The sequence below is a fragment of the Pseudomonas sp. efr-133-TYG-23 genome (assembly GCF_030209215.1).
Taxonomy (GTDB): domain Bacteria; phylum Pseudomonadota; class Gammaproteobacteria; order Pseudomonadales; family Pseudomonadaceae; genus Aquipseudomonas; species Aquipseudomonas rhodesiae.
Genome location: NZ_JARVSL010000022.1, coordinates 117,866 through 135,407, shown reverse-complemented (window position 1 = coordinate 135,407; position 17,542 = coordinate 117,866). Strand labels below are relative to the sequence as shown.

The 17,542-nt window shown below is 61.2% G+C and carries 18 protein-coding genes; 10 read left to right on the top strand and 8 right to left on the bottom strand.

What is annotated here, in order from left to right; genetic code table 11:
• Nucleotides 1-31: 31 nt before the first annotated feature.
• A complete protein-coding gene (locus tag QRN41_RS16380) occupies nucleotides 32-1,633 on the bottom strand; it encodes a L,D-transpeptidase family protein (protein ID WP_167417453.1) in 1,602 nt (533 codons plus the stop codon).
• A gap of 38 nt (nucleotides 1,634-1,671) precedes the next feature.
• Here QRN41_RS16380 and QRN41_RS16375 point away from each other — a divergent pair, with 38 nt between their 5' ends.
• Nucleotides 1,672-2,385 carry a murein L,D-transpeptidase catalytic domain family protein gene (locus QRN41_RS16375; protein WP_034098532.1) on the top strand — a complete coding sequence of 238 codons (714 nt, stop codon included), beginning with the start codon at nucleotides 1,672-1,674 and terminating at the stop codon, nucleotides 2,383-2,385.
• A 30-nt stretch (nucleotides 2,386-2,415) separates the two neighbouring features.
• Entirely contained in the window at nucleotides 2,416-3,162 is a 747-nt protein-coding gene (locus QRN41_RS16370; RefSeq protein WP_094065921.1) for a creatininase family protein, read from the top strand.
• 48 nt (nucleotides 3,163-3,210) lie between these two features.
• Here QRN41_RS16370 and QRN41_RS16365 read toward each other — a convergent pair whose 3' ends face one another.
• Both QRN41_RS16365 and QRN41_RS16360 read right to left on the bottom strand, forming a co-directional pair.
• Entirely contained in the window at nucleotides 3,211-3,552 is a 342-nt protein-coding gene (locus tag QRN41_RS16365; protein WP_094065920.1) for a hypothetical protein, read from the bottom strand.
• A 34-nt stretch (nucleotides 3,553-3,586) separates the two neighbouring features.
• Complete coding sequence (locus QRN41_RS16360; protein WP_167417452.1) at nucleotides 3,587-4,231, bottom strand: ATPase; 645 nt, start codon at nucleotides 4,229-4,231, stop codon at nucleotides 3,587-3,589.
• 130 nt (nucleotides 4,232-4,361) lie between these two features.
• On the opposite strand from QRN41_RS16360, the gene QRN41_RS16355 reads away from it, so the two are divergent.
• Complete coding sequence (locus QRN41_RS16355) at nucleotides 4,362-4,634, top strand: hypothetical protein (protein ID WP_034098540.1); 273 nt, start codon at nucleotides 4,362-4,364, stop codon at nucleotides 4,632-4,634.
• Here the strand turns inward: QRN41_RS16355 and yfcF are convergent.
• Complete coding sequence (gene yfcF / locus QRN41_RS16350; RefSeq protein WP_167417451.1) at nucleotides 4,609-5,241, bottom strand: glutathione transferase; 633 nt, start codon at nucleotides 5,239-5,241, stop codon at nucleotides 4,609-4,611. The genes QRN41_RS16355 and yfcF overlap by 26 nt on opposite strands.
• 94 nt (nucleotides 5,242-5,335) lie before the next feature.
• Nucleotides 5,336-5,890 carry a DUF924 family protein gene (locus QRN41_RS16345; protein WP_034114329.1) on the bottom strand — a complete coding sequence of 185 codons (555 nt, stop codon included), beginning with the start codon at nucleotides 5,888-5,890 and terminating at the stop codon, nucleotides 5,336-5,338.
• A 124-nt stretch (nucleotides 5,891-6,014) separates the two neighbouring features.
• Between QRN41_RS16345 and QRN41_RS16340 the strand changes: the two genes are divergently transcribed.
• Nucleotides 6,015-7,169, top strand: coding sequence for an acetyltransferase domain-containing protein (locus QRN41_RS16340; RefSeq protein WP_167417450.1), 1,155 nt, complete (start codon nucleotides 6,015-6,017; stop codon nucleotides 7,167-7,169).
• Nucleotides 7,170-7,224: 55 nt separating this feature from the next.
• On the opposite strand, the gene metE is transcribed toward QRN41_RS16340, so the two are convergent.
• Both metE and QRN41_RS16330 read right to left on the bottom strand, forming a co-directional pair.
• Nucleotides 7,225-9,513 (bottom strand): 5-methyltetrahydropteroyltriglutamate--homocysteine S-methyltransferase, encoded by a 2,289-nt coding sequence (gene metE / locus QRN41_RS16335; RefSeq protein ID WP_285421840.1) that lies wholly within the window; start codon nucleotides 9,511-9,513, stop codon nucleotides 7,225-7,227.
• A gap of 117 nt (nucleotides 9,514-9,630) precedes the next feature.
• A complete protein-coding gene (locus tag QRN41_RS16330; protein WP_285421839.1) occupies nucleotides 9,631-10,296 on the bottom strand; it encodes a DUF2268 domain-containing putative Zn-dependent protease in 666 nt (221 codons plus the stop codon).
• A gap of 184 nt (nucleotides 10,297-10,480) precedes the next feature.
• On the opposite strand from QRN41_RS16330, the gene QRN41_RS16325 reads away from it, so the two are divergent.
• Together QRN41_RS16325 and QRN41_RS16320 are read left to right on the top strand one after the other, a co-directional pair.
• Complete coding sequence (locus QRN41_RS16325; protein ID WP_034098549.1) at nucleotides 10,481-11,578, top strand: carboxynorspermidine decarboxylase; 1,098 nt, start codon at nucleotides 10,481-10,483, stop codon at nucleotides 11,576-11,578.
• Nucleotides 11,579-11,606: 28 nt separating this feature from the next.
• Nucleotides 11,607-12,851 carry a saccharopine dehydrogenase family protein gene (locus QRN41_RS16320; protein ID WP_034098551.1) on the top strand — a complete coding sequence of 415 codons (1,245 nt, stop codon included), beginning with the start codon at nucleotides 11,607-11,609 and terminating at the stop codon, nucleotides 12,849-12,851.
• Between the two features lie 231 nt (nucleotides 12,852-13,082).
• On the opposite strand, the gene QRN41_RS16315 is transcribed toward QRN41_RS16320, so the two are convergent.
• Complete coding sequence (locus tag QRN41_RS16315) at nucleotides 13,083-13,862, bottom strand: IclR family transcriptional regulator (protein ID WP_034098552.1); 780 nt, start codon at nucleotides 13,860-13,862, stop codon at nucleotides 13,083-13,085.
• Between the two features lie 215 nt (nucleotides 13,863-14,077).
• On the opposite strand from QRN41_RS16315, the gene QRN41_RS16310 reads away from it, so the two are divergent.
• Genes QRN41_RS16310 through QRN41_RS16295 form a run of 4 tightly spaced genes read left to right on the top strand, consistent with a single transcriptional unit; the run spans nucleotide 14,078 to nucleotide 17,538 of the window.
• Nucleotides 14,078-14,860, top strand: coding sequence for an ABC transporter substrate-binding protein (locus QRN41_RS16310; protein WP_167417446.1), 783 nt, complete (start codon nucleotides 14,078-14,080; stop codon nucleotides 14,858-14,860).
• Nucleotides 14,857-15,528, top strand: coding sequence for an amino acid ABC transporter permease (locus tag QRN41_RS16305; RefSeq protein ID WP_285421838.1), 672 nt, complete (start codon nucleotides 14,857-14,859; stop codon nucleotides 15,526-15,528). The genes QRN41_RS16310 and QRN41_RS16305 overlap by 4 nt, the downstream gene beginning before the upstream one ends.
• A complete protein-coding gene (locus tag QRN41_RS16300; protein WP_034098558.1) occupies nucleotides 15,521-16,273 on the top strand; it encodes an amino acid ABC transporter ATP-binding protein in 753 nt (250 codons plus the stop codon). Before QRN41_RS16305 ends, QRN41_RS16300 begins: the two co-directional genes overlap by 8 nt.
• Entirely contained in the window at nucleotides 16,270-17,538 is a 1,269-nt protein-coding gene (locus tag QRN41_RS16295; protein WP_285421837.1) for an NAD(P)/FAD-dependent oxidoreductase, read from the top strand. Before QRN41_RS16300 ends, QRN41_RS16295 begins: the two co-directional genes overlap by 4 nt.
• Nucleotides 17,539-17,542: the final 4 nt, after the last annotated feature.

Here is a 17,542-nt window from a genome sequence, read left to right as displayed (position 1 = left end):
CGCCCGCGCGAGGGCGCGAAGCGGCCCTGTATCAGAGCACGCTGCCCATCGCCTTCATCAGCACCGGGTCGCGCCCGTAGATATCCGGCGCGTACACCAGCCCGCCTTGACGATCCACTTCCACGGTCCAGTAACTCAACAGCACCGGCACGGGAGTGGCCAGGCGGAATTCGTGGGTCACGCCGGTGGCCAGCAGTTCGTCGGTGCGAGCGCGCTCGGCAGGACTGACCAGCAGGTCGCGCAGCAGCAACGGTTGTTCAACCCGCACGCAGCCGGAGCTGAACGCGCGCGGGCCCTTGGTGAACAGCGGCTGGCTGGGGGTGTCGTGCAGGTACACCGAGTAGGGATTGGGAAAGCGCATCACGATTTTGCCCAGCGGATTGCGCGGACCGGCTTCCTGGCGCAGCAGGATATTGCCGGGGCGCGCCCAGTCGATCTGGTCCGGCGTCAGCGGGTGGCCTTCGGCATCGAGCACTTGCAGGTTCTGCTGGCGCAGGTATTCGGGGTTGAGGCGAATGGCCGGGAGCTTGTCCTCGCGCATGATAGTGGGCGGGATGGTCCAAGTGGGGTTGAGGGTCAAGCGGGTGATGCGCGACTTGAGCAACGGTGTCTGGCGCTCGGCGCGCCCCACCTGCAGACGGGTTTGCCACACGGGGATGCCGCTCTGGTACACGCTCAGTTGCGCAGCAGCGACGTTGACCAGCACGCCTTCGGGTTCCAGGTCCTGGGCCAGCCAGCGGAAGCGTTCGAGGTTGATGCGCAACTGCTCGCGCCGTACCGCCGGGCTGATATTGAGTTCGGCCACGGTGCCGGCGCCGATCACGCCATCGGCCTGCAATGAATGGCTGAGCTGAAAGGCTTTGACCGCGTCTACCAGTTCCGCGCGGTACTGCTTGCCGCCCCCCTTGGGTTCAGCGGCCAGGTAGCCGCCACTAAAGAGACGCCGTGCCAGCTCCGGTACTCGCGCGTCTTCCATGCCAGGGCGCAACAACGGGCCGCTGCCCACCGGGTCCCAATGGGGCAAGGGTTGCTGACGCACGCTGGCGTAGGCATTGCGCAGGCTGCGGTAGAGGTCGGCGCTGGGACGCGCTTGGTCGAAGGCTTGCGCCATGTCGTGCAGGCCCAATGCAGCGAAGGCCAACACCTCGGCATTCGGATCGCCGCTCGGCGGCTGCGCGTGCCACAGCGGCTCGAAGCGCGATTGCTGCAAGCGCCCGTAGTGCAAATCCTGTAGGGCTTGCAGATAGTGGCGGCTGCTGTCGATATCGCTGCACAGCACGTTGGCCGTGGCATCTACGGTTGGCAGGCTATAGTGGGAAGGGTCCAGGCCGTCGTCGGCGAGCAGTTGCAGTTGGGCATGCAAGGCTTGGCGACGGGCTTCGTCGGACCACAACGCGACATCGCCCTGCTGCTGATAAAAGGCTTGCAAACGCAGTTGCGCGGCGGCGTCGATCTGCGGCGCCAGGCCAGGGCAGACACTGGGCAACTGTGCCAGCGCCTGTTGCACGGGGGCCAGGTCGATCGGCGCCGGCGTGGTCACCGGCAAGGGTTCAACGGGCAGCGCTTCGGCCGTGGCGACCAGTGGTGCAACGAGCAAGCAAATGCTCAAGTAACATGCGTGTTTTTTGAACAATGCCTTAGCTCCAATCCACAGTGGGGGAAGTACTGTAGATGCTGACTTTTATGTGCCGCCTCGGCCTGATCACCGCAAGCCTGGCTGTGTTGAGTACATCTGTGCTCGCCGCCGACGGCAACGTTCCTTCCTTGTATAGCAGCCTGGCGCGCTCGGCTCCAGAACTCAATCCCACTGTGCTCAAAAGCGCCCTGAACGCTGTGCAATGCGCGGTCAATAATGGCGAAGAACGTTCCGAACGCCTGGCCGTGATCGATTATTCCCAACCTTCGACCGCCCGTCGCCTGTGGATCTTCGACCTGCGCAAGAAAACCCTGCTGCTGCGCGACCTGGTGGCCCACGGCGCCAAGTCCGGGGAAAACTTCGCCACGCAGTTCTCCAACCTTGAAGGCAGCCATCAATCCAGCCTGGGCCTGTTCCGCACTCAGGAGAGTTACCTGGGCACCCACGGCTATTCGCTGCGCATGGATGGCCTGGAGCCGGGCTTCAATGACTCAGCCCGCGACCGCGCCATTGTGATTCATGCCGCCGACTACGTCAGCCCGCTGTGGAGCAAGCGCGAAGGCCGTATCGGTCGCAGCCAGGGTTGCCCGGCCGTCCGCCCGCAAGTGGCGCGTCAAGTGGTGGACAAGCTCAAGGACGGGCAGTTCATGTTTTCGTGGTATCCCGACCAGCGCTGGTTGAAGTCCTCGACCTACCTCAATTGCAAACCCCAGCAGGTGGCCAGTAGTCGTACAATCCGTGGCGGTTAGCCTGTCCCCACCGATTAGAGAGAGCACTCAATGCTTCTACATAAGTCCACCTGGATCGAGATCGAGCAGTTTCTACAGCGCAGCCGCACGGTGGTGGTGCCCATCGGTTCCAACGAGCAACACGGCCCCACCGGCCTGCTGGGCACCGACTGGATGTGCCCGGAAATCATCGCCCATGAAGCGCAACGGCACGCCGATCTGCTGATCGGCCCCACGTTCAATATCGGTATGGCCCAGCACCACCTGGGGTTTCCCGGCACCATCTCGCTGCGCCCTTCCACTTTTATCGCTGCGATTGGCGACTGGGTGCGTTCGCTGGCCGGGCATGGTTTCGAGAAGATCCTGTTCTTGAACGGCCATGGCGGCAATATCGCTACCATCGAAGCGGCCTTTTCCGAGCTGTACGCTGAAGCCAGCTTTGCGCGGCGCCCGGCCGGGTTCGCGCTGAAACTGGTGAACTGGTGGGATCTGGAGGGCGTCAACGAGCTGGCCCAGCGTCAGTTCCCGGTCGGCCATGGCAGCCACGCCACACCGTCGGAAATTGCGGTGACCCAATGGGCCTATCCGGACGCAATCAAGACGGCCGAGTACTCGCCACAAATTGCCAACACCGGGCCAATCCGCGAAGCCCTGGACTTCCGCGCGCGCTTCCCCGATGGCCGCATGGGCTCGGACCCGGCACTGGCGACGGTGGAAAAAGGTGGGGAGTTGGTGGCGTTGGCTGCTCAGGGGCTGATCAAAACGGTGGGCCACTTCGCTGACGAAGCCAAACCGTAAATCGCCCTTGGTGAGAGGGGCCAAGCCCCTCTCATCGCCGTCATCGGGTTATTGGCATTCCTTGGCCGCTATCTCCAGCCGCGACGGGGTAATGGTCGATGCCAGCGGCTTGCGCTCATACAAAAACACCTTGGCGCCCTCCCCGGCCTTATAGGCTTCCAGCACATCGTCGGCAGCAATCTTGCTGGTCAACACCACTTTGGCGTGACGGGAATTTTGCGTGACCGTGGAAGAGATGCCGTGTTTTTCCAGCTTGGGCAGCACGCACTGCATATAGCTTTCAGGCGCCTTGGTGGTCTGCAAGGTCAAGCTCGGGGTGTTGGGTGCGGAAACGCATCCGGCCAGTAATACAGAAGCGAAGGCCGTGGCCGGTACGAAAAAAGAGCGCATGAAAAAATCCTGACGATAACAATAAAAGTTCATATCAACCCGCACGAATCAGGGCCTTGAGCGACGCGTCGAACTGCTTGAGGGCATCGAGCTGCACATCGCGCTGCTGTTCGATCTGCGCGGCAATCTCCGGTGCAGCCTTGTCACGCACCCACACCGACGGCACTTGCCGCTGCACCGAGCCTTCGGCTTTGGCGATGTATTGCAGGTTGGCGTCATAGAACCGCGCCACAAACCGCGCTTGGACCTGGTCATTGCGCGGTGTGAGCAACTGATTATGGGTGTCGAGCATCACCACCACATCGGGATGGGCTTGTACCAAGGCGTCCAGAGTGTCGTAAACGGTGACCGAGACAAAACTGCCCTGCAGCGAATGCATCAACCAGTCCATGGCCAGCTCCGGGTCGGAACTATTAACGAACGCCGCACGGATGCGTGAGTCGAGGGCATCCTTGGCGCCATTCAAGGCCATGTCGTGGTAGCGTTCAAGGTAGCTGAGGTTGTCGCGGGTGTAGTCGCTCAGCAAAACACCCACCGACTGCGTAGGCTGCAGAGAGTCTACGCTAGCGTCGATCGGTAGCAAATGGCCTGTACGCAGATCGCCGGCGATTGCGGGGTTGGTGAGCAAGGCAGCGCCGAGCATCAGCAACATTGAACACAGTTGAATTAAAGTCCTCATCGCGCATTTCCCTGAACGGCGTGTCGATGGGGCAATTTTGCGCTTATGCGGCAAAAACAGAACTTGCGTTACGTGATGGTGACTATTATCTGAACCGATAGTGCACCGATAAAACTGTAAGGACTATTCCATGAAGCCCCACCAGAAAACCTTCGACCGCATCCGCGAAGCCGTCCTGCCGGAGTTTCGCGATCGGGTCGCCGATTACCTGGCCGAGTACGAGCAGGTGCTGCAGGATAAGACGGTGGACGCCGACCGTTTCCAGGCCAGCGCCCACCAACTGCGCGGTTACCTGCGCGGTTTGAACACCACGCGGGTGCTGGGCATGGCCGATTGGGAAGACCTCGACCGGCGTGCCGCGCAGTTGACCGAACCGGCTACAGCGCCGGACGTTGCTGATTGACCCACGCCTGTACCGATGGGCGTTGCCATTGGCGCTGCGCATACGCCACCAGCTCGGCAGGCATCGGGTCACCGTTGAGGATCAAGCGGTTGAGCATCACTGCCAAGTCTACATCGGCGATCGACCACTGGCCGAATAGATAATCCGGATTACCCGCCAGCAGCGCCTGGGCCGCCGCGATCAGTTTGGCCGCGGCCGCTTCGGCCACCGGCGACAACGGCGGCATCTTCTGCCCGCAAAACACCACCAGCGTCGAGCGCTCCTGGCGAATCGGCAGTAAATCGCTGCGCAACCATGCCTGCACTTGGCGCGCCTTGGCCCGCTGCTTTGGGTCGGTCGGGTACACCGGCGTGTGCGGGTAGACCTGATCCAGATACTCCGTGATCGCGGAAGACTCCGATAATGCAAAGTCACCCTCAACCAGGGTCGGCACCCGTTGCGTCAGCGACAACCGGGTGTAATCGGCTGCCTGGTTCTGCGCAGCGTCCAGGTCCACGGGAATGGTGTCAAAAGCCAGGCCTTTTTCCCGCAGGGCGACGAACACCGACATGGCGTACGGACTGGTGTAGAGCGAATCGACATAAAGACGCAGCGGTTCGTGGTGCATGGCGATCTCCTTGAAATAAAGCCCACGCTACGAGATCGGCGACGATAAAGACAATGCAGGCTTTTTATGGGGGCATTCCCGGCAGGAATAGCACTTAGCCGGCAAAACCTCCTGCGTCCAGAAACGTCTGTTCCTCCGCGGTAGTGACCCGCGCCAACACGGCATTGCGATGGGGGAAACGCCCAAAACGCTCGATGATGCGCGCGTGTTCCTTGGCCCAGTGATAGGTGCTTGCGTCCAGGTGCTGGTTGAGGTCCAGGGAGCGTTGCTGGTCGGCAGGGTCTTCGGAGTGTTCAAACGGCAAGTAGCAGAATGCCCGCAGGGCCGGCTCTACCTGCTGATCCAGGCCGGCGTCGAGCAGACGCTCTGCATATAGCCGTGCCAGCGGGTCGGTGGCGAACATATGCGCCGTGCCGCGAAAGGCATTGCGCGGGAATTGATCGAGCAGGATCAGCAAGGCCAGCGCACCTTCCGCCGAATCGAGCCAGCCCTCCAGCTCGCGACGAGCGGCTTGCAGATGGGTCGCGTAGAACCTGTCGCGGAATGTGGCATCGAAGGTGTCGTTCTTGGCGAACCAGCGTTTGGGGCCCGCGGTTTTCCAAAAATCAACAACGCTGTGGGGAGTATGGCTGGCTGTTGCGTCATGCAGGGTCACGGTGGCGGCCTCCAGTGAGGGTTGAGCGAATACCGCAGAAGGTATCAGAAGCAGGACGCTGCGCACCTGAATGTTATAGGATAACACTCCGCTTATCTCTACCCTGCGACCCTAGCCCATGACCGACGCCCCTCCCCTGCGCCAACGCCTGCTCTCCATCGACGCCCTGCGCGGCTTGGTGATTCTATTTATGTTGCTCGACCATGTACGCGAGACCTTCTTACTGCACCGCCAGGTCGGCGACCCCATGAACATCGACAGCACTGAGCCGGCGCTGTTTATCAGCCGTACCCTCGCCCACCTGTGCGCGCCGGTGTTTGTGTTGCTGACCGGGCTGTCGGCGTGGTTGTACGGTCAGAAGTACCAGGGACGGCACGACGTGTCCGCGTTTCTGTTCAAGCGCGGGCTGTTTCTGGTGGCGTTGGAATTCACCTTGGTCAACTTCGCCTGGACCTTCCAACTGCCGCCCAGCGTGATCTACCTGCAGGTGATCTGGGCCATCGGCGTAAGCATGCTCGCCCTCGGCGCGCTGGTGTGGTTGCCGCGCCCGCTGTTGATCGTGTTCGCGCTGCTGCTTATCGCCGGGCACAACCTGCTCGATGGTGTGCACTTTGCGCCAGGGTCGGCGCTGCAAACCCTATGGTCGATTCTGCATGAGCGCAGTTGGATCGATGTCAGCGACAACCTGCGCCTGCGCGTCACCTACCCGGTGTTGCCGTGGATCGGCGTGATTGCCCTGGGTTACGGCCTGGGACCGTGGTTTGCCAATGCCACGCCGCCCGGCACCCGTCAGCGTTATCTGCGACTGGCGGGCGTGAGTGCGCTGGTGGGTTTTGTGGTGTTGCGCACCATCAACGGCTACGGCGAAAAGCCGTGGCAGGCGTATGACGCAGGCGTGCAAACAATGATGAGTTTTTTCAATGTGACCAAGTACCCGCCTTCACTGTTGTTTCTGGCGTTGACCCTGGGCATAGGCCTGCTGCTGTTATTGGCGTTTGAACGCGCTGGGCATCGACGCTGGATCGGGGTGTTGGCGGTGATGGGGTCGGTGCCGATGTTCTTTTACCTGCTGCATCTTTATGTGCTGAAGGTGCTGTATATCGCCTGTGTCGCGCTGTTCGGTCTCAACCATGGCAACTACTTCGGCTTCGACTCTGTGGGTGCAGTGTGGCTGCTGGCGTTGATGTTGCCCCTGGCGCTCTACCCGCCCGTGCGCTGGTTCGCCAGGCTCAAGGATCGCCGCCGCGACCTGGCCTGGCTTAAGTACCTTTGAGCTTAAGTACCTTTGATCCGACACAAATCTGGGCGGGGGCAAGCCCCCTCCCCATTCAAGCCAACTCGGCACGCAATTGGCGGGCGGCGGCGACCATATGAATCAACGCCGCCTCCGTCTCCGCCCAACCCCGCGTTTTCAAGCCGCAATCGGGGTTGACCCACAGCCGCTCGGCGGGGATGCGCCGAGCCGCCTTGCGCAGCAGGTTGGCCATCTCCGAAGCATCCGGCACGCGAGGCGAGTGGATGTCATACACGCCCGGGCCAATCTCGTTGGGGTAATCGAAGGCTTCGAAGGCCTCCAGCAGTTCCATGTCCGAACGTGAGGTTTCGATGGTAATCACATCGGCATCCATGGCCGCGATGGACTCGATCACGTCGTTGAACTCGCTGTAGCACATGTGCGTGTGGATCTGGGTTTCATCGCGCACGCCAGCGGCACACAAGCGGAACGCTTCGGTGGCCCAAGCCAGGTAGGACTGCCACTGCGCCTGACGCAACGGCAAGCCTTCACGGAATGCCGCTTCGTCAATCTGCACGATGCGGATGCCCGCGGCTTCCAGGTCCAGCACTTCATCGCCAATCGCCAGGGCCAGTTGCCGAGCCTGCGCTTCGCGGCTCACGTCTTCGCGCGGGAATGACCACATCAGCATGGTCACCGGGCCGGTCAACATGCCTTTCATTACCTTGCGGGTCAGGCCCTGAGCGTAGCGGATCCACTCGACGGTCATGGCGTGCGGACGGCTCAGATCGCCGACAATCACCGCCGGCTTCACGCAACGCGAACCATAGCTCTGCACCCAGCCAAAACGGGTGAACGCATAGCCATCCAACTGCTCGGCAAAATACTCAACCATGTCGTTACGTTCGGCTTCGCCGTGTACCAGCACGTCCAGCCCGAGGTGTTCCTGCACCTCGACGGCGTGACGAATCTCACTGTGCATGGCTTCGACGTATTCGGCCTCACTCAACTTGCCTTGCTTGTAGGACTGACGCGCCAGGCGAATCGACGCGGTCTGCGGGAATGAACCGATGGTGGTCGTGGGAAGCAGTGGTAGATTCAGGCCGGCGCGCTGTTGCTCTATACGCTGGGCAAACGGCGACTGGCGCTGGCTGTCCCTGGCAGTGATGGCCGCCACGCGCGCCTGCACCGCCGGTTTATGGATACGTGGCGACGCCGCGCGAGCGGCCTGCACGGCGCGGCTTTCAGCGAGCGCGGCGCGTACGTTGGCGGCGTCGGGTTGGTCGACTGCCTGGGCCAGCACGGCCACTTCGGCGCATTTCTGTACCGCAAATGCCAGCCAACTTTTCAGCTCGGCATCAAGTTGGTCTTCACGGCCAAGGTCCACCGGGCTGTGCAGCAACGAGCACGACGGCGCCACCCACAACCGATCGCCAAGCCGTTCGTGGGCGTGCTGCAACGTTGCCAGGGCTTTTTCCAAGTCGCAGCGCCAGACGTTGCGGCCGTTGACCACGCCCAGGGACAACACTTTGTAAGCCGGCAAACGGTCGAGGATGGTCGGGTATTGCTCCGGCGCACGTACCAGGTCGATGTGCAGGCCGTCCACCGGCAGGTTGGCGGCCAGGCCGAGGTTTTCTTCCAGGCCACCGAAGTAGGTGGCGAGCAGTTTTTTCAGCGGGTCGCGCTGGATTTGGTTGTAAGCGCGTTCGAAAGCGTTTTTCCACGCCTGCGGCAGGTCGAGCACCAGGATTGGCTCGTCGATCTGTACCCATTCCACACCCAACTCGGCCAGGCGCTGGAAGATCTGGCCGTACAGGGGCAACAGGCGGTCGAGTAAATCGAGCTTGTCGAATTCGCCGCCCTTGGCTTTGCCCAGCCACAGGTAAGTCAGCGGACCAATGATCACTGGCTTGACGCTGTGGCCCAGCTCGCGGGCTTCCTTGACCTCATCGAACAACTGATCCCAGCCAAGGTGGAAGTGCTGGTCGGCGCTGAACTCAGGCACAAGGTAGTGGTAGTTGGTGTCGAACCACTTGGTCATTTCCTGGGCGTGGGCACCGCCGCAGCAACTGTCGCTGACACCCCGGGCCATGGCGAACAGGGTATGCAGCGTGGCCTGGCCATCGGCAGGGCGAAAGCGCTCGGGGATCACTCCGAACATCAGCGAGTGGGTCAGCACCTGGTCGTACCAGGCAAAATCGCCGGCCGGCAACAGCTCGATGCCCGCCTGTTTCTGCACATCCCAATGGGCCTTGCGCAGGTCGCGGCCAACGGCAAGCAGGCCGGCTTCGTCGAGTTCGCCCTTCCAGAATGCTTCCTGGGCTTTTTTCAATTCACGATCGCGTCCAATGCGTGGAAACCCGAGGGAATGTGCGACTGCCATGACGTGCAACTCCAATGCCGTAAGTGATGGCAGGCATTGTCGGCAGACACTGATCGTGAAACAAACTCATTTTATTCTAGATGATCACGAATATAGCTCATGATCAGATACTGGCCATTAGCAACTCAGCAAGCCCTCCTTGAGCGCTACCGCCATCACCTCTTGCGCCGAAACATTGAGCCACGCCTCCACGCCTGGCTCGCCAACCGACGCCAGCCAACGCCCGACCATCTGATACCCCAACGCATACCCCAACCACCGAGGCTTGTCGCCAGTGCCGAAAAACCAGGCGCTATGGTCGTAATACCGCGCCTCAAGTTCACCCATCGGCACAGGCGCGGTTTGCAGCGCTTCAAGGCTGAACGCCCGCTCCCAGGGTTCCGCTGCGCTGCCCAACAGATGCGCCACGAACTGCCCCGCCAGCCCTTCGCTGACCAGCGCTTCTCCCAACGTCCAGCCGTAGCCGGGACCGGCCATGCGCAGGCAGTGATGCACCTCGTGCACAATGTGACGTTGCAGCGCGCCGTTGTGGAGGCTGTGGGCAAAGTACGGGTTGTCGGGGTCCAGGGTCATGGAGAACATCGTGCTGCGGTAGGCCCGTCCGACCAGACCCAGTTCGGCAAGGGTTTCGCCGGGCAGACGCTGGATCAGTACGTCGAGTCGCGGCGGCGGCATCCAGCCGGCAATCGCGCGGTAAGCACTTTCGAATGCCGCGCTCACCTCGGGGCGACACTCGGCCAAGGAGCCCGAGGCTTCCAGCCAGTGCAGTGTCCATGCATCCATTCTCACCTCTCGTCGTCCTGAATCGGTTCCATCATCGAAGGGGCCCATCATACTGACGGCCTGTCATATTGGCAGGCCAGATTAAACGGGGGCGGCAAAATCCGCCCACTAACCTTTCGATCTGTTCCAAGTGCGGGCACAATGCGTGTCCTTTTTTGGCAGGCACCGCCGCAGGCTCTGAAAAATGATCAAAACGCCGTACTACCTCATCGATAAACAGAAGCTTCTGGTCAACATGCAGAAGATCGCCTACGTGCGCGAGCAGTCCGGCGCCAAGGCGCTGTTGGCGCTCAAGTGCTTTGCGACCTGGTCGGTGTTCGACCTGATGCAGCAATACATGGATGGCACCACGTCGTCGTCGCTGTATGAGTTGAAGCTCGGCCGCCAGAAGTTCGAAGGTGAGGCGCACGCCTACAGCGTGGCCTGGGCCGACGATGAAATCGAAGAGATGCTGGAGAACTGCGACAAGATCATCTTCAACTCCATCAGCCAGTTGCAGCGTTTTGCCGAACGTTCCGAAGGCAAGACCCGCGGCCTGCGAGTCAACCCGCAGGTGAGCAGCTCCGACTACCTGCTGGCCGACCCGGCGCGTCCGTTCAGCCGCCTGGGTGAATGGGACCCGGTGAAGATCGAAGGCGTGATCGAGCAGATCAGCGGCTTCATGTTCCATAACAACTGTGAGAACGGCGATTTCAGCCTGTTCGACAAGATGCTCGGCACCATCGAAGAACGCTTCGGCGCGCTGCTGCACAAGGTCAAGTGGGTCAGCCTCGGCGGCGGCATCCACTTCACCGGCGAAGGCTATGCGCTGGACGCATTCTGCGCACGCTTGAAGGCGTTCTCCGAGAAGTACGGCGTGCAGGTCTACCTGGAACCGGGTGAAGCGGCGATCACCAACAGCGCCTCCCTGGAAGTCACCGTGCTCGACACCCTCTACAACGGCAAACACCTCGCCGTCGTGGACAGCTCCATCGAAGCCCACCTGCTGGACCTGCTGATCTACCGTCTGAACGCCAAGCTGGCGCCAAGCGAAGGCGAACACACCTACATGGTGTGCGGCAAATCCTGCCTGGCCGGGGATATCTTCGGCGAATATCAATTCGATCGTCCGCTGGCCATCGGCGATCGGCTGTCGTTCATCGACACCGCGGGCTACACCATGGTCAAGAAAAACTGGTTCAACGGCCTGAAAATGCCGTCCATCGTAGTGAAACAACTCGACGGTACAGTCGAGGTGGTTCGTGAATTTGGTTACGACGACTACCTGTCCAGCCTTTCGTAAGCTGGCGGATAAAGGAGAGATAAAGCAATTGAAAAAGAACGTTCTTATCATTGGTGCAGGAGGTGTCGCCAAGGTGGTGGCCCACAAGTGCGCGCAGCACAACGACGAACTCGGTCGTATTGCTATCGCGTCGCGCAACATCTCCAAATGCCAGGCCATCATCGACAGCGTCAAGGCCAAGGGTAGCCTCAAGGTTCCCGCCGATATCCAAGCCTTCGCGCTGAACGCCCTGGACGTGGAAGCGACCAAGGCCCTGATCCGCGAGACCGAATCGCAGATCGTCATCAACGTCGGTTCCGCGTTCCTCAACATGTCGGTCCTGCGTGCCTGCATCGACACGGGCGTAGCATACCTCGACACCGCCATCCACGAAGAGCCGGGCAAGGTCTGCGAGACCCCGCCGTGGTACGGCAACTACGAATGGAACCACCTGCAAGAGTGCCAACAGAAGAACATCACCGCCATTCTCGGCGTGGGCTTCGACCCGGGTGTCGTCAACGCGTATGCCGCGCTGGCGCAGCAACAGCATTTCGACCGCATTGATTCGATCGACATCCTCGACGTCAATGCCGGCTCCCATGGCAAGTACTTCGCCACCAATTTCGACCCGGAAATCAACTTCCGCGAATTCACCGGACAGGTGTGGAGCTGGCAGAACAGCCAGTGGACCAGCAACACCATGTTCGAAGTCAAACGCACCGACGACCTGCCTGTGGTCGGTTCGCAGAATCTGTACCTGACCGGCCACGATGAAGTGCACTCGCTGTCGAAGAACCTCGACGTGCCCAACGTGCGTTTCTGGATGAGCTTCGGCGAGCACTACATCAACGTGTTCACCGTGCTGAACAACCTCGGCCTGCTCTCCGAAAAACCGGTCACCACCGCCGAAGGCCTGGAAGTGGTGCCGTTGAAGGTAGTCAAGGCCGTGCTGCCCGACCCGTCTTCGCTCGCCCCTGGCTACACCGGCAAGACCTGCATCGGCGACCTGGTCAAAGGCACCAAGGACGGCCAGCCGCGTGAGGTGTTCATCTACAACGTCGCCGACCACGAAGAAGCCTTCGCCGAAACCGACAGCCAGGGCATCTCCTACACCGCCGGGGTGCCACCGGTAGCCGCCGCGCTGCTGGTAGCCCGTGGCGAATGGGACGTGCAACGCATGGCCAACGTCGAGGAACTGCCGGCCGAACCGTTCCTGAAGGCGCTGGATGTGATGGGCTTACCGACTCGGATCAAAGACGAGCACGGTGATCGGGCCTGGGATGCAATGGCCTGATAGGCGATAGCGTTCCGAACGCAATGTGGGAGGGGGCTTGCCCCCGATAGCGGTGGATCAGCAAAGATAGCTTGGCTGACACATTGCCATCGGGGGCAAGCCCCCTCCCACCTTTGATAATCATTGCCTGGTCTGGATCATACGGCGTACTCAGCCAGGGCAGAAAATCACTCACTGAGTCCTTAACTGACAGGCTTTAGGACAAGCCCTCTCCCGCATCTGCGTTGCCGGTTATTCCAGGTTCCGCGCCGAATTACTCAATGCCCGCGAACACTGCAACAGCGCAGGCGCCAACTGCCGCTCCGCGTCCGCCCTGCTCCATCGACTGGTCGGCGCCACCACATGCACCGCTGCTACCGGGCGGCCATTGGCACCCAACACGGGCGCGCCGATGGTCATGTCGCCGAGGAACAACTCCTGGGTATTCACCGCGTACCCCTGCTCCCTCACCTGTTCCAGCGATGCCATGATCGCGGCCACATCCGTCAACGTATGGCTGGTGTGTGCAATACGCTGGCTATGCTCGATCAAGCCCAACGCCTCCTGCGCCGGCAGCGCGCTCAAATACGCCCTCCCCGACGCCGTGCAATACATCGGCACCCGCGAGCCGATCGGCATATGCACCGGCACAAAGCCTGAACTGACGAAGCGTGCGATGTAGGTCATGTCGTAGCCTGCCGGTTCGGTCAAGCAGGAGGTTTCGCCGGTCAGCCGCGTCAACTCGGAGAGAAACGGGTTGGCCACCTCAATCAATGAATGCGCATCCAGGTAACTGAAGCCCAGTTCCAATACCCGTGGGGTGAGTTGGTAATGCCGGGTGCGGGAGTGTTTCCGAAGGTAACCCAAGCTTTCGAGGGTAAACACCATGCGTTGGGCCGAGCTTTTGGTCATCCCGGCCGCCTCGGCCACCTCTGCGAGGCTCATGCTGCGGCGCTGGGCGCTGAATGCCTTGAGCACCGACAGGCCTTTTTCCAGGGATTGGTTGTGCAAGCTGTTGCGTTCTTCGGACATGGCGAACTCACGGTCAGGTCAATCAGGCGTGGGACTATTTGTACCTGAAAACACGAAAATAGACTATCGAATATCGCATATCGATACGAATGGTTCATTTTGTCGATTTTATACCGCGCTATGCGATTTTTTAGTATCGAAATGGCACAGAGCTTGCGGTTTCATCGGCAGCCGCTTGCGCTACTGACTTTCCGTTTTCCTCCTGGAGTAACCCGATGAACAGTCTTTCGCCCTTGTTCCGCCGTCTCGCGTTTGGTCTTTGCGTCGCACTGTGCGTCACCACGACGCACGCTGAAAGTGCATCCACGTACAAAGTCGGTGCGACCGCCAGTGGTTCGCCGTTCACCTTCCTCGACATCAAGAGCAACAGCATCCAGGGGGTGATGGTCGATGTGGCCGAGGCTGTCGGCAAGGCCGGCGGCTTTACCAGCCAGATCGAGCAGACCAACTTCGCTGCGCTGATTCCCTCCCTCACCGCCGGCAAGCTCGACTTCATTTCCGCCGGCATGCTCAAGACCGCAGAGCGCAGCAAGGTAGTGGATTTCAGCGCGCCGGTGTACGCCTACGGTGAGGGCCTGATCGTCAACGCCGACGACAACACCGCGTACCCGGACCTGCAGCCGTTGAAAGACCAAGTGGTCGGCGTGCAAGCCGGCACGGTGTTCTATGACCAATTGAACAAGCTCGGGATCTTCAAAGAGATCCGCACCTATGACTCTATCGGCGAGATGGTCCGCGACCTGTCCCTTGGCCGCATCAAGGCTGCGGTGGGCGATCAACCGGTGGTGGCCTATCAGATCCGTCAGAAGCTGTTCAAAGGCGTGAAACTGGCTCCCGACTATCAGCCTACGAACGTCGGCGAAGTGTGCCTGGTGGTACGCAAAGGCGATGCACAAACCCTTGAACGTTTGAACAGCGCCATCGCCAGCATCCGGGCGGACGGCACCCTGGACAGCATCCTCAAGAAGTGGGGGCTCGACACCCAGGTGCGCCCATGAGCCCGGCCGAATTCCTGCAAAACGCCCAAGACTTCTTGCCGATTTTGCTGCAAGGCGCCTGGGTGACGATCCAGATCACCGTGCTGTCGTTCCTGCTCAGCAGTGCCATCGGCCTGGTGCTGGCGCTGCTCAAGCTGTCGCCGATCCGTGCGCTGTCATGGACGGCGAGCACCATCATCAACGTGATCCGGGGCCTGCCGATCATCGTGCAGTTGTTCTACATCTACTTCGTGCTACCGGACATGGGCGTGCACCTGACGGCGTTCTACGCCGGCGTGATCGGCATGGGCATCGCCTACTCGGCGTACCAGGCGGAGAACTTCCGCACCGGCATCATCGCCGTCGAACAGGGCCAGCGTGAAGCCGCCGAAGCACTGGGCATGCGTTCAGCGCTGATGATGCGCCGGGTGATCCTACCCCAGGCGTTTCGCATCGCACTGCCGCCTTATGGCAACACCCTGGTGATGATGCTCAAGGACTCGTCGCTGGTGTCCACCATCACCGTGGCCGAAATGACCCGCCAGGGTCAGCTGATCGCCTCGTCCACGTTCCAGAACATGACCGTCTACACCCTGGTCGCCCTGCTCTACCTGCTGATGAGCCTGCCGCTTGTGTACGGCCTGCGCCGTATGGAACAGCACTTGAGCCGGAGGAAAAAGCATGATTGAGATTCGCCAACTGCAAAAACATTACGGCAGCCATCGCGTGTTGCACGGCGTCGACCTGGATGTGGCCAAGGGCGAAGTGGTCTGCTTGATCGGCCCATCGGGCTCGGGCAAATCCACCCTGCTGCGCTGCATCAACGCGCTGGAAGCCTACGATGGCGGCGTGATCACGGTATTCGGCGAAACCGTACAACGGGGCAGCAAAACCGTGCACGCCTTGCGTAGCCGCATGGGCATGGTGTTCCAGCGCTTCAACCTGTTCCCCCACCGCACAGTGCTGGAAAACGTTATGGAAGGCCCGCTGTATGTGAAGGGCGAACCGCCGCAGCAAGTGCGCGAAGAAGCGCTGGTATTGCTGGAAAAAGTCGGCCTGAGCGCCAAGGCCGACGCTTACCCGGAACAGCTTTCCGGCGGCCAGCAGCAACGCGTCGCCATCGCCCGCGCTCTGGCGATGAAACCCGACGCGATGCTGTTCGATGAACCCACCTCGGCCCTCGATCCGGAGCTGGTCGGCGACGTGCTCGCGGTAATGCGCACCCTCGCCGACGAAGGCATGACCATGATCGTGGTCACCCACGAGATGGGTTTTGCCCGCGAAGTGGCCGACCGCGTGTGCTTTCTGCATGGCGGTTACATCGTTGAAAGCGGCCCGGCCGAAGAGGTGTTGGGCAATCCGCAACACGCACGCACCCAGGACTTCCTACGCCGCGTGCTGCACCCCACCGGTAACACTCGGAGCCTGTCATGAAGTCATTGTGGTCGGCGACGGCGCCGTCGGTTGTGCCGACGCCTGCGTTGAGCGAATCGGTGAAGGTGGATGTGGCGATTGTCGGTGCCGGCTACACCGGCCTGTCGACGGCCCTGCATTTGGCCGAGCGCGGGGTCAGCGTGTGTGTGCTGGAGGCTCACGAGCCGGGCTGGGGCGCTTCGGGGCGCAATGGTGGGCAGGTCAACCCGACGCTCAAATACGACCCGGAGCAATTGGTACAGATGTACGGGCCGGAACGGGCCGAGCCATTGATTTCGACGGTGTCGAATTCGGCGGACCTGGTATTCAATTTGATCAAGCGCCATAGCATCGATTGCGCACCGGTGCGTAAAGGCTGGATGCAAGTGTCGTACACCGATAAAGGCGTGGCCGGCCTGCACGCGCGAGCAGATCAGTGGGCCCGCCGGGGGGTGCCGGTGCAACCGCTGGATGCCGCGGCGGTGACCGCGCGCATGGGCAGTCAGGCCTTCGCCGGCGGCTGGTTGGATGGCCGCGCCGGGGCGATTCAGCCGTTGGCATACGCCCGGGGCTTGGTGGGCGCGGCATTGGCGGCCGGTGCACGGATTCACGGCCAAAGTGCGGTGACCGGGTTACAGCGCAGCGGCGCAGGTTGGCTATTAAAGACGGCCGGCGGTGCCCATGTGACCGCCGATCAAGTGGTACTCGCGACCAATGGCTATAGCGGCAACCTGTGGCCGGGCATGGCCCAGAGCATTCTTGCGGCGAACAGCTTCATCGTCGCCACCAAGCCCCTCAGCGGTCGCGCGGCCGATTCCATTTTGCCGGGGCAGGAAACCGTCTCCACCGCGCAACGCCTGCTGCTGTATTGGCGCAAAGACAGCCATGGGCGCTTGCTAATGGGCGGGCGCGGGCTGTTCAACGACCCCACCTCGCCCACGGATTTCGCGCACCTGGAACGCTCCCTGGCGCTGCTGTTTCCGCAACTGGGTCCGCTGGAGTTCGAGTACCGCTGGGCTGGTCGGATCGCAATCACGCGGGATTTTATGCCCCACGTACATGAACCGGCACCCGGGCTGACCTTGGCGCTGGGTTGCAATGGACGCGGTATCGCCTTGTGTACCAGCCTGGGCCAGCAACTGGCCGGGCGATTGTGTGACCGCCAGGCGCAGTTCGCCTACCCGGTGACGCCGCTGCAACGCTTGCCGATGCATGGGCTGCAACGCTTCTACATCGGTGCGGGGGTGGCGTGGTACAGCTTGCTGGATCGGCTCAATATCAGCTGAATCC

What these genes read in the sequence shown, in the direction of transcription:
- QRN41_RS16375 (WP_034098532.1), top strand. Translation starts at nt 1,672, where the DNA reads ATGCTGACTTTTATGTGCCGCCTCGGCCTGATCACCGCAAGCCTGGCT.
- QRN41_RS16370 (WP_094065921.1), top strand. Translation starts at nt 2,416, where the DNA reads ATGCTTCTACATAAGTCCACCTGGATCGAGATCGAGCAGTTTCTACAG.
- QRN41_RS16365 (WP_094065920.1), bottom strand. Translation starts at nt 3,552, where the DNA reads ATGCGCTCTTTTTTCGTACCGGCCACGGCCTTCGCTTCTGTATTACTG.
- QRN41_RS16360 (WP_167417452.1), bottom strand. Translation starts at nt 4,231, where the DNA reads ATGAGGACTTTAATTCAACTGTGTTCAATGTTGCTGATGCTCGGCGCT.
- QRN41_RS16355 (WP_034098540.1), top strand. Translation starts at nt 4,362, where the DNA reads ATGAAGCCCCACCAGAAAACCTTCGACCGCATCCGCGAAGCCGTCCTG.
- yfcF (WP_167417451.1), bottom strand. Translation starts at nt 5,241, where the DNA reads ATGCACCACGAACCGCTGCGTCTTTATGTCGATTCGCTCTACACCAGT.
- QRN41_RS16340 (WP_167417450.1), top strand. Translation starts at nt 6,015, where the DNA reads ATGACCGACGCCCCTCCCCTGCGCCAACGCCTGCTCTCCATCGACGCC.
- metE (WP_285421840.1), bottom strand. Translation starts at nt 9,513, where the DNA reads ATGGCAGTCGCACATTCCCTCGGGTTTCCACGCATTGGACGCGATCGT.
- QRN41_RS16330 (WP_285421839.1), bottom strand. Translation starts at nt 10,296, where the DNA reads ATGGATGCATGGACACTGCACTGGCTGGAAGCCTCGGGCTCCTTGGCC.
- QRN41_RS16325 (WP_034098549.1), top strand. Translation starts at nt 10,481, where the DNA reads ATGATCAAAACGCCGTACTACCTCATCGATAAACAGAAGCTTCTGGTC.
- QRN41_RS16315 (WP_034098552.1), bottom strand. Translation starts at nt 13,862, where the DNA reads ATGTCCGAAGAACGCAACAGCTTGCACAACCAATCCCTGGAAAAAGGC.
- QRN41_RS16310 (WP_167417446.1), top strand. Translation starts at nt 14,078, where the DNA reads ATGAACAGTCTTTCGCCCTTGTTCCGCCGTCTCGCGTTTGGTCTTTGC.
- QRN41_RS16305 (WP_285421838.1), top strand. Translation starts at nt 14,857, where the DNA reads ATGAGCCCGGCCGAATTCCTGCAAAACGCCCAAGACTTCTTGCCGATT.
- QRN41_RS16300 (WP_034098558.1), top strand. Translation starts at nt 15,521, where the DNA reads ATGATTGAGATTCGCCAACTGCAAAAACATTACGGCAGCCATCGCGTG.
- QRN41_RS16295 (WP_285421837.1), top strand. Translation starts at nt 16,270, where the DNA reads ATGAAGTCATTGTGGTCGGCGACGGCGCCGTCGGTTGTGCCGACGCCT.